General features: G+C 69.8%; 15 protein-coding genes. 12 read left to right on the top strand and 3 right to left on the bottom strand.

Annotation, left to right across the window (positions count from 1 at the left end; translation table 11 throughout):
- Positions 1–837, bottom strand: an 837-nt coding sequence (locus DM816_RS32330; RefSeq protein ID WP_117214254.1) for a sporulation protein, incomplete at its 3' end; no start/stop codon positions are given.
- Positions 838–975: 138 nt separating this feature from the next.
- On the opposite strand from DM816_RS32330, the gene DM816_RS32325 reads away from it, so the two are divergent.
- Genes DM816_RS32325 through DM816_RS32315 form a run of 3 tightly spaced genes read left to right on the top strand, consistent with a single transcriptional unit; the run spans position 976 to position 3908 of the window.
- On the top strand, positions 976–2544 hold the full coding sequence (locus DM816_RS32325) for an ABC-F family ATP-binding cassette domain-containing protein (RefSeq protein WP_117214253.1): 1569 nt from the start codon (positions 976–978) through the stop codon (positions 2542–2544).
- Positions 2545–2581: 37 nt separating this feature from the next.
- The gene (locus tag DM816_RS32320; protein ID WP_162908062.1) at positions 2582–3076 is read left to right on the top strand and encodes a SigE family RNA polymerase sigma factor; all 495 of its coding nucleotides are present in this window, start codon (positions 2582–2584) and stop codon (positions 3074–3076) included.
- Positions 3069–3908 carry a WD40/YVTN/BNR-like repeat-containing protein gene (locus tag DM816_RS32315; protein WP_162908061.1) on the top strand — a complete coding sequence of 280 codons (840 nt, stop codon included), beginning with the start codon at positions 3069–3071 and terminating at the stop codon, positions 3906–3908. The genes DM816_RS32320 and DM816_RS32315 overlap by 8 nt, the downstream gene beginning before the upstream one ends.
- Positions 3909–4053: 145 nt before the next feature.
- On the opposite strand, the gene DM816_RS32310 is transcribed toward DM816_RS32315, so the two are convergent.
- Positions 4054–4449, bottom strand: coding sequence for a YciI family protein (locus tag DM816_RS32310; protein ID WP_117214247.1), 396 nt, complete (start codon positions 4447–4449; stop codon positions 4054–4056).
- An 82-nt stretch (positions 4450–4531) separates the two neighbouring features.
- On the opposite strand from DM816_RS32310, the gene DM816_RS32305 reads away from it, so the two are divergent.
- The 9 genes from DM816_RS32305 to DM816_RS32265 all read left to right on the top strand — a co-directional run bounded on the left by DM816_RS32305 (position 4532) and on the right by DM816_RS32265 (position 14709).
- Positions 4532–4915 (top strand): VOC family protein, encoded by a 384-nt coding sequence (locus tag DM816_RS32305; protein ID WP_117214245.1) that lies wholly within the window; start codon positions 4532–4534, stop codon positions 4913–4915.
- Positions 4912–5385 (top strand): mycothiol transferase, encoded by a 474-nt coding sequence (locus DM816_RS32300; RefSeq protein ID WP_117214243.1) that lies wholly within the window; start codon positions 4912–4914, stop codon positions 5383–5385. Before DM816_RS32305 ends, DM816_RS32300 begins: the two co-directional genes overlap by 4 nt.
- Before the next feature lie 346 nt (positions 5386–5731).
- On the top strand, positions 5732–6085 hold the full coding sequence (locus DM816_RS45350) for an alcohol dehydrogenase catalytic domain-containing protein (RefSeq protein ID WP_117214241.1): 354 nt from the start codon (positions 5732–5734) through the stop codon (positions 6083–6085).
- A gap of 245 nt (positions 6086–6330) precedes the next feature.
- A complete protein-coding gene (locus tag DM816_RS32290) occupies positions 6331–7950 on the top strand; it encodes an IucA/IucC family protein (protein WP_162908059.1) in 1620 nt (539 codons plus the stop codon).
- The gene (locus DM816_RS32285; RefSeq protein ID WP_117214237.1) at positions 7938–9368 is read left to right on the top strand and encodes an IucA/IucC family protein; all 1431 of its coding nucleotides are present in this window, start codon (positions 7938–7940) and stop codon (positions 9366–9368) included. The genes DM816_RS32290 and DM816_RS32285 overlap by 13 nt, the downstream gene beginning before the upstream one ends.
- Positions 9361–10425 carry an alanine racemase gene (locus tag DM816_RS32280; protein WP_117214235.1) on the top strand — a complete coding sequence of 355 codons (1065 nt, stop codon included), beginning with the start codon at positions 9361–9363 and terminating at the stop codon, positions 10423–10425. Before DM816_RS32285 ends, DM816_RS32280 begins: the two co-directional genes overlap by 8 nt.
- 131 nt (positions 10426–10556) lie before the next feature.
- Entirely contained in the window at positions 10557–12203 is a 1647-nt protein-coding gene (locus DM816_RS32275; protein WP_162908058.1) for a substrate-binding and VWA domain-containing protein, read from the top strand.
- Between the two features lie 161 nt (positions 12204–12364).
- Complete coding sequence (locus DM816_RS32270) at positions 12365–12694, top strand: SCP2 sterol-binding domain-containing protein (protein WP_162908057.1); 330 nt, start codon at positions 12365–12367, stop codon at positions 12692–12694.
- Positions 12691–14709: an amylo-alpha-1,6-glucosidase gene (locus DM816_RS32265; protein ID WP_117214230.1), complete on the top strand. Its 2019-nt coding sequence runs from the start codon at positions 12691–12693 to the stop codon at positions 14707–14709. Before DM816_RS32270 ends, DM816_RS32265 begins: the two co-directional genes overlap by 4 nt.
- A 119-nt stretch (positions 14710–14828) precedes the next feature.
- Here DM816_RS32265 and DM816_RS32260 read toward each other — a convergent pair.
- Positions 14829–15167, bottom strand: a 339-nt coding sequence (locus DM816_RS32260; RefSeq protein ID WP_170318897.1) for a chorismate-binding protein, incomplete at its 5' end; no start/stop codon positions are given.

The raw sequence follows: 15167 nt of genomic DNA, 5'->3' as shown, positions 1-15167 counted from the left end.
GTACGGCTGCTGCGGGCCGTGCTGCGGCGCGGCCGGCGGCACCATGGTCGGCTGCAGGAACGAGCCCGCCGGGGCCTGCGACGGCTTGGACAGCTGCTCGAGCACCTGCCGCACCCAGCCGTCGACCTCGACCACCCAGCCCTCCTCGTCGGCGGACAGGCGCGCCGCGTCGTCGGCGGTGACCCGGTGATGCTCGCCCTGCCCGGGCCGGTCGGTCAGCTCGGCGACCACCGTGGTGCCCGTCTCGTCGGCGGCGAAGTTGAACGTCAGCTGCGGCACGTGCGGGCCCGGCTGCTGCCCGGCCGGAAGCGGCGCCCAGAACGTGACCGCCTGCGCGGCCGGCACCGGCAGCCCGGCCACCGAACCGTGGCGCAGCTCGTTGCGCACGAACCGGCAGCCGATCGTGCCCAGCGCGTCGACGACCTGCCGGGCCACCGGCGGCGCGTCGACGGTCACCGGATCGAAGTCGGTCTTGGCCGACCCGCCCGACACCGCCATCTCTGTGCGCACCCCGATGGTGTAGCCGGGCAACTGCTGCCCATACAGCAGGTTGAACGGCGCCGCCGCCGGTGTGGTCACCGTGAACGGCACCGCCTGCGTCGACCCGCCGGACAGGCGCAGCACACCGGCCACCGGGAACCGGGCCAGCTCCAGCTCGCCCCGGCCGTCACTGCAGATCAGCAGCAGCTGAATCGAGGTGATCTCCACGTCGCCCTTGGCCCGCAAATGAACCTGCCCGCTCAGCGGTCCCCCCGGCGTGACCACCGGCGCGGACAGGACCGTGTCCACGTCGACCCCGCCGAAACCGAGGCTGGACAGAAGCTTTTTGAAAACCATGCGCCCATGATGACACCCGGCGGTTAACCGGTTGACGAGGGCGCGCCCGCCCCGGCTATGCTGGACGCACTATGTGATCAGACACCACGTTCCCGCGCCAGCTGCCCGCAACCAGCCGCGAAGAGTGGTGTCTTTTTCATGCCCGCACAAGCCCTCCAAGCCATCGACGTCGTCAAGTTCTTCGGTGAACGCCGGGTCCTCGACGGCGTCACCCTGACCGCCCACCCCGGCCGGCGCATCGGCCTGGTCGGCGAGAACGGCGCCGGCAAATCCACCCTGCTGCGCCTGCTCGCCGGCGCCGACAGCCCCGACGCCGGGCAGATCAGCGCACCCGCCGACATCGGCCTGCTGCACCAGGAACTGCCGTTCGCCCCCAACCAGACCGTCGGCCACGTCATCGACGACGCCCTGGCCGAAAGCCTGCGGCTCATCCGATTCCTGGAGACTTTTTCCGGTACCGAGGAAAAGCTCGAAGAATTTGGAAGAGCCCTGCAACGCGCCGAAGACGTCGGCGCCTGGGACGCCGCACGCCGCGCCGAAGAGGCGATGCGCGGCCTGGGCATCGGGCACATCGGCCGCGACCGTCGGCTGGCGACACTGTCCGGCGGGCAGCGCTCCCGCGTCGCCCTGGCCTCGCTGCTCGTGCGCCGCCCCACCGCGCTGCTGCTCGACGAACCCACCAACCACCTCGACGACACCGCACTGTCCTATGTGGAAGCACAGCTGCGGGCGCTGCCCGGCGTCGTCGTGGTCGCCAGCCACGACCGCGTCTTCCTCGACCAGGTCTGCACCGACATCGTCGACATCGACCCGGCACGGGCGGGTGTCACCCGCTACGGCGGCGCCTACACTCAATACCTGGCCGCCAAACGCGCCGAACGGGCCCGCTGGGAACAGGCCTTCGCCGCCCAGCAGGACGAGATCGCCGCGCTCAAACTGGCCATCAAAACCACCGCCCGCCACGTCGCACACGGCCGCCCCATGCGCGACAACAACAAGATGGCCTACGACGGCCACGGCGAACGCGTCCAATCAAGCGTCGCCAGCCGCGTCCGCAACGCCACCCAGCGGCTGGAAACCCTGCAACGCGACCAGATCCGCAAACCACCGGCCGTCCTGCACTTCCACGCCCCCGCCATCACCGCGGCCACCGGCGACGGGCTGCTGCTTTCGGCCCGGCGCGTGCACGTGCCCGGCCGGCTGTCCACCATGGACGAACTCGACATCGCCGCAGACACCCGCCTGCTCATCACCGGCCCCAACGGCAGCGGCAAATCCACCCTCCTGCACGCCCTCGCCGGCCGGCTCCCCCACCAAGGCGCCGTCATGCGCCGCAAAGGCCTGCGCGTCGGCCTGCTCACCCAGGACGATTACTGGCCCAACCCCCAGGCCACACCCCGCCGGCTCTACGGCGACGGGCGCCGCGTCCCGCTGGCCGAACTCGGCCTGGTCGCACCACGCGACATCGACCGGCCCATCGGCGCCCTGTCCGTCGGACAACGCCGCCGGCTCGCCCTCGCCCTGCTCATCGCCGACCCGCCCCACCTGCTCCTGCTCGACGAACCCACCAACCACCTGTCGCTGACCCTGGCCGACGAACTCGAAACCGCCCTGGGCAGCGCACCCGGCGCCATCGTCATCGCCACCCACGACCGGTGGCTTCGTCGCCAATGGACACACGACGAAATCCGGCTGCAACAGACCTGACCCCGCGAGCGTCTGTAGCGGGTGGGAGGTGCGGCCCGTGCCGGATCACAGTTTCGACGACTTCGTGCGAACCAGCCTGCCGGCCTTGAGCCGGCAGGCCAACGCACTGGCCGGCTCCGCCGACCGCGGCGCCGACCTGCTGCAGGACACCCTCGTCAAAGTCGCCAAAGCCTGGCGGCGCATCCGCACCGACGAAGGCACCGCCCTGGCCTACACCCGCAAAGCCATGCTCAACACCTACCTGAGCACCTGGCGCACCCTGCGCCGCCGCGGCCAGCCCGTCCCCTATGAGGACGACCGGCCCGCACCCGACGCCTACCACACCATCGACTCCCGCGACGTGCTGCGCCGCGCCATGGCCACCCTCCCCCGCGACCAGCGCGCCGTCCTCGTCCTGGGCTACCTGGAAGACCTGCCCGACGAACAGATCGCCGCCATCCTCGACCGTCGCCCCGCCACCGTCCGCTCCCTGCGCTTCCGCGCACTGTCCACCTTGCGCAAACACCTGACCCTGGAGGCCACCCATGTCTGAGGTAGTGTCCGACGTTCTCGAGGACATGGTGCGCACCGAACTGACCCGGCAAGCCACCGCACCCCACCCCGACCCCGACCGCATCCTGCACCGCGTGCGCGTCACCCGCCGCCGCACCACCACCATGACCTCCGCCGCCGTCATGGTCCTGGTCATCGTCGTCGGCGCCACCGTCTGGACCGCCATCCCCCGCACCGGCGGCACCCTGCCGGAAGAGGTCCGGCTCGGCCAGCCCACCGCACTCTGGTTCGCCGACCCCGACCACGGCTACGCCCTCGTCGACGCCTGCCCCACCGCATGCCAGGTGTGGCTGGCCGTCACCACCGACGGCGGCCGCAGCTGGCACGGCCGCGCCATCCCCGGCCTCACCGCCGCCGGCCACATCCACACCGCCGCCGACGGCAGCGCCTGGATCAGCGGCGGCTCACTGGTTCTGGTCTCACGCGACCGCGGCCGCACCTGGCGGGAAATCCCCCTGCCGCCCGGGGCGACCCCCGACGGATTCGACACCTACGACGGGCACCACCTGTATCTGGTCAGCGGGCAAGGCCTGTGGCGCAAGACCGGCGACGACGGCGACTGGCAGCGCCTCGACGCCCCCACCGGCAACCCGCTGCAAGCCCGGCCACAACCCGACGGCGGGCTTCTGCTCACCGATCCGGCAAACGGCGCGCGCTTTTACGCCCCGCCCGGCAGCACGGCATTCCAGCCCACCGACCGGCCCGACCTCGGCCACAAGCCCAACGGCGCCCGCCAATTGCGCCGCACCGGACCGAACGCACCCTACGAACACTCCACCGACGGGCACACCTGGACCCCGCTGCCGTTCTGACCAACGGCACAACTCGGGTAGCCTTGGCCCGTGTTCAAGGCCCTCGTCTGCTTCGTGCTGTTCTTCATCGCGGTCGGCGCGATCGGGATGTGGCTGGCCGTGCTCCGCCGCGAACGCAGGCGCAGCTGACCAGCCCACCACGGCGTCACATCTCCTGACCGTTCACCCCCATCACCGGGCGCAGCTCGATCGCACCGAACCGGGCATCCGGAAACCGCGCCGCGATCTCCTCAGCCCGCTCCGGCGACGCGCAATCCAGCACGAACACCCCCGCCATCTGCTCCTTGACCTCAACAAACGGTCCATCGGTCGCCAGCGGCCGGCCACCGCGCACCCGCACCGTCCGCACCGTCGACGGATCCGCCAGCGCCGCCGCCGAGATCAGCTCACCCGACTCGTGCAGTTCGTGCAGCAACCCCTCGAACCCCTCGGCCATCTCCGCCCGCTGCGCCCCGGACATCTCCAGCACCTCCGGCGTGCGCAAAAACGTCGGGTGCCCCCAATTGCGGGGATTGCTGTACACCAAAAGCACGTACCTCACGGCCGGCTCCCTTCAAAATCGTGTCCTTGCCCCTAGGTCGCAGCCGATGTCGAAAACTTGCCGCCCAATCCGACCCAGTGGCATGACCACAACCGCATCATGGCCCGGCACGCCGCGCGCCATCACCCTGTTCGTCGCCGACCTGGCCACCGCCAAACACTTCTACCAGCGCGCCTTCGGCCGGCCCGCCACCTACGAAGACGACCACTCCGCCGTCTACACCCTCGGCGCCACCATGATCAACCTGCTGCACCGCAGCCAGGCGCCCGCACTCATCGCCCCCGCCACCGCCGGCACCAACCCCACCTTCGTGCTCACCCTCGCCGTCGACGACGTCGACACCACCTGCGCCGAACTGGCCGCCGCCGGCATCACACCGCTCAACGGACCCATGGACCGGCCCTGGGGCATCCGCACCGCCAGCTTCCAAGACCCCGACGGCCACATCTGGGAGATCGCCCGATGACCCCCGAAATCAGCGCCCTGCTCCACCGGCTCAACGAACAGCGCCGGCACGTCCTCGGGATCCTCGACGGGCTCGACGACGCCACACTGCACCGGCCCGCCCTGCCCACCGGCTGGACCTGCCTCGGCCTCGTCCAGCACCTCACCCTCGACGTCGAACGATTCTGGTTCCGCACCATCATCGCCGGACACACCGTCGACCAGCCCGCCGGCGCCTGGCACGTCCCGCCCGACACCCCGGCACACCACATCCTCGACCGCTACCGGCACGAAGCCACCCTGGCCGACGCCATCCTGACCAGCACCCCACTGGACGACCCGCCCGCCCGATGGCCCGACAACCACGGCTGGAAAGCCCACACCAACCGCGAAGTCGTCCTGCACGTCCTCACCGAAACCGCCTGCCACGCTGGGCACCTCGACGCCGCGCGCGAACTCATCGACCACCGGCAGTGGCTCGTGCTGGACTGACCTGCCGGTGCGCCTTGCGCCACAAGAACTTCAGCCCCGACCAGCGCGGCCCCTGCAGATCGACCAGGCCCGCGGGCAAATGCCCCGACGTTCTTCACCAGCGGTGTCCCTGAATTCCGGCCACGGCCCCTGCTAGGACAGGGGCCTCGTTTTTCGATGAGTCTGGCGCGAAGCGCCAGTCCTTTTTGGAGTTCTTGTGGGTTTTGGAGGTGGTCACACACGCTAGAGGATCCTAGGACGCTAGGTATTTTGCTCCGCCTGCGCCTTGCCGATTGGGGCAGGTCGAGGCGCCGGACTTGTGAGTGCCGAATCAGGTAGCCGCCGACCTGCAACGTGGACGCGCCTAATGGCGATCATGACGTTCAGCGGAGGGTACGGCGATGCGCGCAGTCAGCTATGCACAGTTCGGAGGGCCGGAGGTTTTGCACGTGGTGACGGACATGCCGATGCCGCAGCCGGGGCAGGACAGGTGCGAGTACGTGGCGCCGCGTCCGTCGTACACCGGGTTGATCTTATGATTCGCGCCGGCCGATTCCCGGCGCCACTGCCGACCGAGCTGCCGTACGTACCCGGCTGGGACGTGGTCGGCACGGTCGACGCCGTGGGTCCGTCCGTCGGGGAAGTCACCGTGGATGACGACGTCATCGGCCTGTCCCCCTGGCTGCGCACCGCGATCGGCGCCCACGCGTTATCGACCTGAAGCCAGTGATGACGGCGTTCCTGCCAGAACGTCAAGCAGCCGGAATGGGTCAGCCGCCTGATGTGGGAGTACGTCAAGCAGTAAGGTCGGGTGGCCCAGGGGTGAGATCGCCTGGGCCGCCCGACCTGAGCCTCGGTCATTGAACATATACCCCTCTCATGATCACTTGACTTCCCGGCGTTGCGCCTAGTCCGCGTCTCCACGTCACGCGCCCTAGATGATCCTAGGACGCTAGGCTTAGGGGCGTGTCATTGCGGCTGGTCCATACTGGACCTTGGCGCGTAGCCGAAGGCGCGCAGACGAAGGGGAGGCTCGTCATCGATATCGCGGCACAGATGCCTGGGGCACGGGCTGCCGTGCTGGCCAGGCTGTGGGGGGCCATCGTGCGCGAGCCCATCCCGGGCGTCGTGAGCCGGCAGCGGTTCGGCGAGGAGGTGCTGGTCACCTTCGAAGGCGGGCAGAAGGTCATCGGCTCGGCCCCGGCCGCGGAGCCGTTTGCCGTGGCCCACGACGGCTTTTTCGTCACGACGGAGTCGGGGCGGTGCGACGATCCCGCGGCGCTGGCCCGCCATCTGGGCCACGACGGGCTGGCCGGCGAGGTCGCACAGAGTGTCGAATACCTTGCCCTGGCCCGCGCCGCGCAGCCCGAACCGCACCGGGGCGAGCACACGCTGACCCGGCTCGCCGGGCGGGCCGAGGGCATGGCCCTGCTCGAACAGGCGGTCGTCGACGGGCACCCGCTGCACCCGTGCTGCCGCACGCGCATGGGCATGTCCCCGGCCGAGGTGCTCGCCTACGCCCCGGAACACCGGCCCACCGTGACCCTGGACCTCTACACCGTCCCGAAAGGACGGTGGCTCACCACCGGCGCGGGCCTGCCGCCGCAGCTTCCGGTGCACCCGTGGCAGCGTGAGCATGTGCTCGGTGCCTACCCGTTCCTCAAGCGCTCCGGCGGGCAGATCCCGGCCCGGCCGCTCATGTCGCTGCGCACGCTGGCGAGCGTGACCGACCCGAGCCGGCACTACAAGACCGCCGTCGAGGTGCAGATGACCAGCGCTGTGCGGATCGTGTCCCCGGCCGCCGTGCGCAACGGGCCCGTGCTGTCGGCCATGCTCACCGCGCTGTCGGCCGACGTGGGCCTGGCCATCTGGCCCGAACCGGCCGCGGGCGCCGTGATCGGCGACGACGGCGAACCCCTGCGCGGCCTGGCAGTCTCCACCCGCAAGGCCGCTCTCCCCCGCCCCGACGAGGTGATCCTGCCGATCGCCGCGCTGGCCGCGCCCTCGCCCACCGACGGGCGGCCGCTCATCCGCGAGGCGGTCACGCTCGGCTATGGCGGGCATCCCGGCGGTTTCGTCGCCGACCTGGCCGCGCTGATCCTGACTCCCCTGCTGACCCTGCTGCACCGCGGGGTCGCGCTGGAGGCCCACGGTCAGAACCTGCTCGTCACCGTCCAACATGGACGCCCGACCGGGCTGTCCTATCGCGACGTCGGCGGGCTGCGCGTGAGCCCACAACGCCTGCACCGCCACCACTTCGACCCGCCCCGGCTGCACGGCGACGTCGTCACCGACGACCCCAACGAGCTGCGGGCCAAGGCCATCGCGTCCGGGATCACGGTCGCGCTCGGCGAGCCGATCGCCGTGCTGTCCAGGGAGTACGAGATCGATCCGCAGCAGCTGTGGCGGATCGTGCACGATCGGGCCGATCAGGTGTTCCTGCACCTGCCGCCGAGCGCCGGCGCCGACCGTCAGGCCGTGCTCGCCGAGCCGCTGCCGGTCAAGGCCACCACGGCGATGCGCCTGTCGCCGCACCCGATCGAGGACCTGTGGGCGAGAGTCGAAAACCCGCTATGCAAGCTCTGAGCCAGTCCCTCAAAGACGTGGCCAAGCACGCACCCGAATGGGAGGACGCCTTTCGCGAATGCCACCCGGCCGCGCAGGCGTCGGTGGCCACGAAGCTGGCCGAGGCGCTGTGGCGGGAAGACATCGGCGACGCGCGCCGGCGCTTCAAACCCGTGGCGGTGCACGCCTTCGAGCGCGCCGTGCTCGCACCGGTCGAGGCCGACCCGGCGTCGCTGGTGCACCACGAGGGGCTGCAGGCCGAGCTGGCCAGCGCCGTGACCGGGCTCGCGCTTGCCTACGCCCGCCGCCAGGCCATCGACCGGCGGATCAAGGCGTCCGGCGCGCCCGACATGCTGGCCCATGTGGAAGGCCACGACGCCGACACGGCGTGCGTGAAGCTGGAGCGCCTGGCCACCGAGGGACACAACCTGCACCCGTGCGGCCGCACCCGGCTGGGCTGGCACGTGGGCGACATGCTGCGCCACGACCTGGAGACCGACCGCACGGAGGTGGCGTTCCTGCCCGGCGGGCATCCCGTGCACGCGTGGCAGCTGGCGCATCTGCGGGAGCGCTACGACCTGGAGACCGTCGGCCAGCCGGTGCCCGCCTGGCCGACGGCCGCGCTGCGTACCCTCTTAATCCGGCCGGGCACCTACTACAAGCTGGCCCTGGACATCCAGGTCACCTCCACCCGCCGCACCATCTCGCCCGCCGCCACCCGCAACGGGCCGGTGCTGTCGCGGTTCATCGCCGATCGCCTCGACGACGACCGCTTCCTGCTCATGCCCGAGACCGCGGGCATGAGCTCCCCGCTGGGCACCGGACGCGACCTGAGCGCGATCGTCCGAAGTGGACTGTACGGACGGCTGCGGCCCGGCGAGGTCCCCGTGCCGGGAGGCGCCCTGCCCGCGATCGACCCGATCACCGGGCGCACCATCCTGGAGGGCCTGGTCGAACGGTCCGGTCTGGGCCCCGTGCGGTTCGTGGTCGACTATGCCCGGCTGCTGCTGCCCGCCGTGCTCCGGCTGGCCGCCCGGCACGGCATCGGGCTGGAGGCGCACCTGCAAAACTGCGTGCCCACCTTCGTCGACGGCCACCCGTACCGCATGGGCCTGCGCGATTTCGCCGGCCTGCGCATCATGGCCGGCCAGGCGCCGCCCCTGCACCCGGGTTCGGTGATCGCGACTTGTGATCGCGCGGTGATGCTGTCCAAGGTGGCCTACACGGTGTTCCAGGCGCACCTCGGCGAGCTCGTGTTGCGGCTGGGCGTAGAGGAGGCGTGGCCCGCGATCGGCGACATCGCCGCGCAAGCCCTCGACGCCCACCCCGATCTCGCGTTCTACACGGCCGAAACGGTGCCGCACAAGGCTTTGACGCGCATGCGGCTGGCCGACGCCGGCGACATCTACGTGCCCGTGAGGAACCCGCTGCATGGCTAGGTACGTCTACGACCTGCGGATCGCGCGGGAACGCGCGTCCACGCTGAAGCGCGCTTTAAAAGACGTCACCGTGCTGTACGCGGTCAAGGCCAACGGCCACCCGGCAGTGGTCGACGCACTCGCGCAGGCGTGCGACGGCCTGGATGTCGCATCGATCGGTGAGCTCGCCCTGGCGGGGAAGGCACAACGCATCGTACTGAGTGGACCGGCAAAGACCGAGGAGTTCCTGCGCGCGGGCCTGGCCCGCCAAGCAGTGGTCAATGTGGAGAGCCTCACCGAGCTGCACCGGATCATCGCCTTGAACCAACCTGCCCGGATCACCCTGCGGGTCAACCGAAGCCACGCCAAGCTCCCCGGCAGCCACGCCATGACCGGCACGCCCACCCAGTTCGGCATCGACGAATCGCAGCTCGGCGAGGCCATCGCGCTCGCCCGCGAATCCGAGCACATCGACCTGCTGGGCTTCCACCTGCACGCCGTGTCCAACAATCTGGATGTCAACGCGCACAACGAGTTCATGGCCGACGCCGTCGCCTGGGCCCACGCCCAGCCCATCGAGGTCCGGCAGATCAACCTGGGCGGCGGATTCGGCGTGGACTACACGGGATCGCGGGCGTTCGACCCGTACCAGATGAAAATCCCCAAAACACAGACCGAGCTCATCGTCGAACCGGGCCGCTGGCTGGTGGCCGGCGCCGGGACGTACCACGCCACCGTCATGGATCTCAAACGCAGCCACGGCAGATGGTTCGCGATCGTGCGCGGCGGCACCCACCACTTCAGACTTCCGGCCGCATGGGGCTACAGCCATCCGTTCACGATCGTGCCGCACGACGAGTGGGACGAACCCTTCGCCCGGCCCACGATCCGTGATGTCGAGGTCGATGTGGCCGGTGAACTGTGCACGCCGCGCGATGTGCTCACCCGTGGCCAGTTCGTGTCCCGGCTGCGTGTGGGCGACGAACTGCGCTACGAAAAGACCGGCGCCTACGGCTGGGATATTTCCCACCATCAATTCCTAAGGCACCCCTCGCCCCAGTTTGTGATCTTGTCTTAGACTTGGGCCCGATCGGCACCCCCTATTGCCCCTAAGCCCTCTCCCCTCGGAGGCCCCTAATGCCGAACGGCCGCGGTTACGCTGTTCGCTCCCATCGGCGCGTCGCACCCCGCCGCAAGATTTGGCCCTGGGTGGCGATTCCGCTGGTCTTGGCGATGTTGGGGGCCGGGGGTTTCTACGGGGTGCAGTGGGTCGCCAAGAACACCTGCTCCGGCAATGTCACCGCCACCGTCGTCGCCCCGCCGCGCACCGCCGCCCTGCTGCGCAGCCTGGCCACCCAGTGGAGCCTGACCAAGCCGCAGGTCGAGCGCACGTGCGTCGCCGTGCAGGTCCGCGACCAGGAAACCGCCGCCACCGTGCAGGCCTTGACGCAGAAGTGGGACCGCGACGTCTCCGGCCCGGAGCCCGACGTGTGGGTGCCGCCGTCGAGCGCGTGGGCCCGTGCTGCCGCGGCGACCAGCGACGTGGCCGACAAGCTGATGCCCGACCGGCTGCCCAGTGTGGCCCGCACGCCCGTGGTCATCGCGATGCCCAAGCAGCTGGCCGAGTCGTTCGGCTGGCCCAAGCCCGATCTGGACTGGAAGGACCTGCTGGACAAGCTGTCGGCCGACGGCAACGTCAAAATCGGCATGAGCAGCCCGGCGGAGTCGACGGCCGGACTGCTCGCGCTGTCGTCCATCATCGACGCCAACGACGACGCCGACGTGGACGCCAGCGAGTTCCAGCGGGTGTTCACCCTGGAGCAGCGCGTGGCCGTGTTCAAGAAGACCACCGAGGAACTGCTCGCCGAATACGTCGGCGGCCAGGGCCAGAGCCTCAACGCGTTCCCGGCGCTGGAGCAGGACATCGTCAAGCACAACGAGGCCAACCCATCCCTGCCGCTGGTCGCCGTGTACCCGAAAAATGCCACCACGGAGGCGGACCACCCCTTCCTGAAGCTGGAGGCGTCCTGGACCACGCCTGACAAGCAGTCCGCCGCCACCGAATTCCTCAACTTCGTCCGCGGCGACACCGGCCGCAAGGCCGTGCTGGCCGAGGGCTTCCGCGACTCCAACCGCTCCCCCGGTCCCCAGCTCACCCAGGAGAAGGGCGTCGTGCCCAAGCTGACCGCGCTGCCGCGGCCGCTGCTGCTGGCCGACTCCATCGCCAAGACCACGACCTACTGGAACGCGCTGACCCGGCCCACCAACCTGCTGCTGGTGCTCGACGTGTCCGGTTCGATGCGCAAGGAGGTGCCCGGCGTGGGCACCCGGCTCGACCTGACCAAGGCCGCGGCCACCCAGGCGATCAACCTGATGGACAAGGACTCGCAGATGGGCCTGTGGTCGTTCTCCTCCGGCCAGGCGGGCACGCAGCCGCACAAGGAACTGGTCAAGCCCGCCAAGCTGTCCCAGGGCGACCAGCGCAATAAGCTCATCGGCGAGATCAACAAGCTGGTCCCCGGCGGCAACACCGGCATGTACGACACCATCTGGGCCGCGTTCCAGGCGATGCAGGCCAACTACGTGCCCGATTCGGAAAACCTCGTCGTGGTGCTCACCGACGGCGCCGACGACGACCAGCTGCACGGCCTCAAGCTGGGCGAGCTGACCGACAAGCTGAAGAACGCCGACCCGAGCAAGAAGGTCAAGGTCGTCACCATCGCGCTGGGCCGCGACGGCAACTCCGACGCGCTGCAGGAGGTCGCCAACGCGACCGGCGTGCGCTCCTACAGCTCGGCCCGCTCGCACGACATCTCCAAGGTCCTGATCTCCGCCATTTTCGACGTCAAGGTTTGAGGTTTCTTCAGGCGAAGCCGTGCTCTTGCGCGGCTCACGTCGGCGCGGAGCGTCCGACGTGAGCCGTCGCTGGTATAGAGGTTTGAGGTTTCTTCAGGCGAAGCCGTGCTCTTGCAGCCGTTGCTGGGACAAAGGTCTGATGCGTCGGCGATGATGTGGGCGTGGCCGACGCGACCTCCCGCTTCTTCGCCGACATTGCCCAGCGGGGACACGAACCGTTGCTGCGCAACGTCGAGGGCAGCATCCGCATCGACGTGCGCAACGGCAAGCGGGTCGAGGGCCGGACGCTGATCATCGACCACGGCGCGCTGACCGTCTCCGACGCTCCCGAGGCCGACTGCCAGGTCGCCATGGATCGCGAGCTGTTCAACCGCCTGGTCACCGGGCAGACCAGCGCGATCGCGGCGGTGCTGCGCGGCGCGGTCATCGCCAAGGGCAGCCTGGAGCTGCTCATCCAGTTCCAGCGGCTGCTGCCGGGGCGCATGCCATGAGCCTGATCAGCGTGCTCGACGGCAACACGTTCGTGGTCAGCGACGACCGCGGCGACATCGACGCCAACCCGTCCCAGGTCACCGGGCTGTTCTCGTTCGACACGCGGCATGTGTCGCGATGGGTGCTCACCGTGGACGGCCACCGGCTCAGCCAGCTGTCCGTCGATGACATGAACTATTTTGAAACCCGTTTTTTCTTGGTACCGGGCACCGGCACGGTCTACGTCAACGCCAAACAATCGGTGATCCGCGACCGCATCGTGTGCGGCGGCTTCGACGAGGTGGTCACCATCCTCAACCACGACGACCGGCCGGTCCGTCTGTCGGTGCGCCTCGACACCGGCGCCGACTTCGCCGACGTGTTCGAGGTCAAGGACGAGATCCCGAAGCTGGGCAAGCACTACACGCGGGTCGGCGACGACGCGCTCGTGCTCGGCTACGAGCGCGACACCTACCGGCGTGAGACCCACATCTCCAGCAGCCAACCCGCGCACGTCGACGAGGACGGCCTGCTCTTCGACGTGCGCATCCCGGGGCACGGACAGTGGCAGACCACGCTGCGCGTGCACCCGGTCGCCATCGCCCCCGACGGCAGCACCATCCTGGTGCGCGAACGCGACCGCACCGGCCCCGACCTGCGCGCCGATCTCGACCGGTGGATGGCGGCCGCGCCCCGGCTGGAAACCGATTCCCGCTCCCTGCAGCAGACCTACCGATGCAGCCTGATCGATCTGGCGGCGCTGCGCTTCTCGCCGCTGACGTCGGGCGCGCGCAGCCTGCCTGCGGCCGGCCTGCCCTGGTTCATGACCATGTTCGGCCGCGACAGCATCATCACCAGCCTGCAGGCGCTGCCGTTCACCTCCGACCTGGCCGCCACCACGCTCAGGGAGCTGGCGATCCGCCAGGGCGTGCGCCACGACGCGTTCCGCGACGAGGAGCCGGGCCGGATCCTGCACGAGCTGCGCTACGGCGAGCTGACCGCGTTCGAGGAACGGCCGCACTCGCCCTACTACGGCTCGGCCGACGCGACCCCGCTGTTCGTCGTGCTGCTGGACGAATACGAGCGCTGGACCGGCGACACGAAACTGGTGCGCGAGCTGGAGTACGAGGCGAGGGCGGCCCTGCGCTGGCTCGGCGACGGCTACATCAGCTACCAGACCCGCAACCCCGGGATGGGGCTGGAAAACCAGTGCTGGAAGGACTCCTGGGACTCGATCTCGTACCGCGACGGGCGCCTGCCCGGGTTCCCCCGGGCAACGTGCGAACTGCAGGGCTACGCCTACGACGCGAAGCTGCGCGGCGCGCGGCTGGCCCGGCTCGTGTGGCGCGACCACGAGCTGGCCGACGAACTCGAACGCTCCGCGAAACGACTCAAGCTCAACTTCAACCGTGACTTCTGGCTCGACGACGGGCAGTACTACGCGTTGGCGCTCGACGCCGACGGCACACCGGTCGACGCGCTGTCGTCCAACATCGGGCACCTGCTGTGGAGCGGGATCGTCAACACCGGCCGGGCCAAGGCGATCGCCCGGCACCTCATGTCAGCGAGCCTGTTTTCCGGCTGGGGCGTGCGCACCCTCGCCGAGGGCGAGCACCGTTACAACCCCATCGGCTACCACACCGGTACCGTATGGCCCTTCGACAACTCGATCATCGCCTGGGGGTTGCGCCGCTACGGGTTCAAGCAGGAGGCCGCCCGCATCGCCGAGGGCATCCTGCAGGCGGCGGACTTCTTCCACGGGCGGCTGCCCGAGGCGTTCGCCGGCTATGAGCGGTCGGTGACCCGCTATCCGGTGCAGTACCCGACCGCGTGCAGTCCGCAGGCCTGGTCCACCGGGGCGCCGCTGCTGTTGCTGCGCACCATGCTCGGCGTGGAACCGATCGACGACCACCTGATCACCGATCCCGCGCTGGCCGACAGCATCGGCTATCTCGCCCTGCTGGACATCCCCGGCCGCTGGGGCAAGGTCGACGCGTTCGCCCGCGGTCGCTCGCGCCACCGCGTGCGGGTGTGACCGGATCGAGCGAGCACCACCCCGTGCCGATACGACCGGATCGAGCAAGCACCCGCGCGTGCCGATACGACCCGATCGAGCAAGCACCCGCGCGTGCGGATGTGACCGGTTTGAGCGGGTCAGGCCAGCGCCCGCCGGATCGGCGCGGCCTTGGCCGCCGCCTCGGCCACTTCGGCCAGCGGGTCGGAGTCGATGGTGATCCCGCCGCCGGCCCACAGGTGGACCCGCTCGGAATCCACGGCCACGGTCCGGATCGTCAGCCCGAGGTCCAGGTGGTCCGGGCCGATCCAGCCGAACGCGCCCATCGCCGGGCCGCGCCCGACCGGCTCCAGCCGCGCGATCTCGGCCAGCGCGGCGAGCTTCGGCGCGCCCGTGACCGACCCGCCCGGACACACGGCCCGCAGCAGTGACGCCAGCCCCACGTCCGGACGCAGGCGGGCCTCGACGTCCGACTCCGC

This window comes from Allorhizocola rhizosphaerae (genome assembly GCF_003426775.1).
Taxonomy (GTDB): Bacteria; Actinomycetota; Actinomycetes; order Mycobacteriales; family Micromonosporaceae; genus Allorhizocola; species Allorhizocola rhizosphaerae.
This window is presented reverse-complemented; position numbering and strand designations above follow the sequence as displayed.

What these genes read in the sequence shown, in the direction of transcription:
- DM816_RS32325 (WP_117214253.1), top strand. Translation starts at nt 976, where the DNA reads ATGCCCGCACAAGCCCTCCAAGCCATCGACGTCGTCAAGTTCTTCGGT.
- DM816_RS32315 (WP_162908061.1), top strand. Translation starts at nt 3,069, where the DNA reads ATGTCTGAGGTAGTGTCCGACGTTCTCGAGGACATGGTGCGCACCGAA.
- DM816_RS32305 (WP_117214245.1), top strand. Translation starts at nt 4,532, where the DNA reads ATGACCACAACCGCATCATGGCCCGGCACGCCGCGCGCCATCACCCTG.
- DM816_RS32300 (WP_117214243.1), top strand. Translation starts at nt 4,912, where the DNA reads ATGACCCCCGAAATCAGCGCCCTGCTCCACCGGCTCAACGAACAGCGC.
- DM816_RS45350 (WP_117214241.1), top strand. Translation starts at nt 5,732, where the DNA reads ATGGCGATCATGACGTTCAGCGGAGGGTACGGCGATGCGCGCAGTCAG.
- DM816_RS32285 (WP_117214237.1), top strand. Translation starts at nt 7,938, where the DNA reads ATGCAAGCTCTGAGCCAGTCCCTCAAAGACGTGGCCAAGCACGCACCC.
- DM816_RS32280 (WP_117214235.1), top strand. Translation starts at nt 9,361, where the DNA reads ATGGCTAGGTACGTCTACGACCTGCGGATCGCGCGGGAACGCGCGTCC.
- DM816_RS32265 (WP_117214230.1), top strand. Translation starts at nt 12,691, where the DNA reads ATGAGCCTGATCAGCGTGCTCGACGGCAACACGTTCGTGGTCAGCGAC.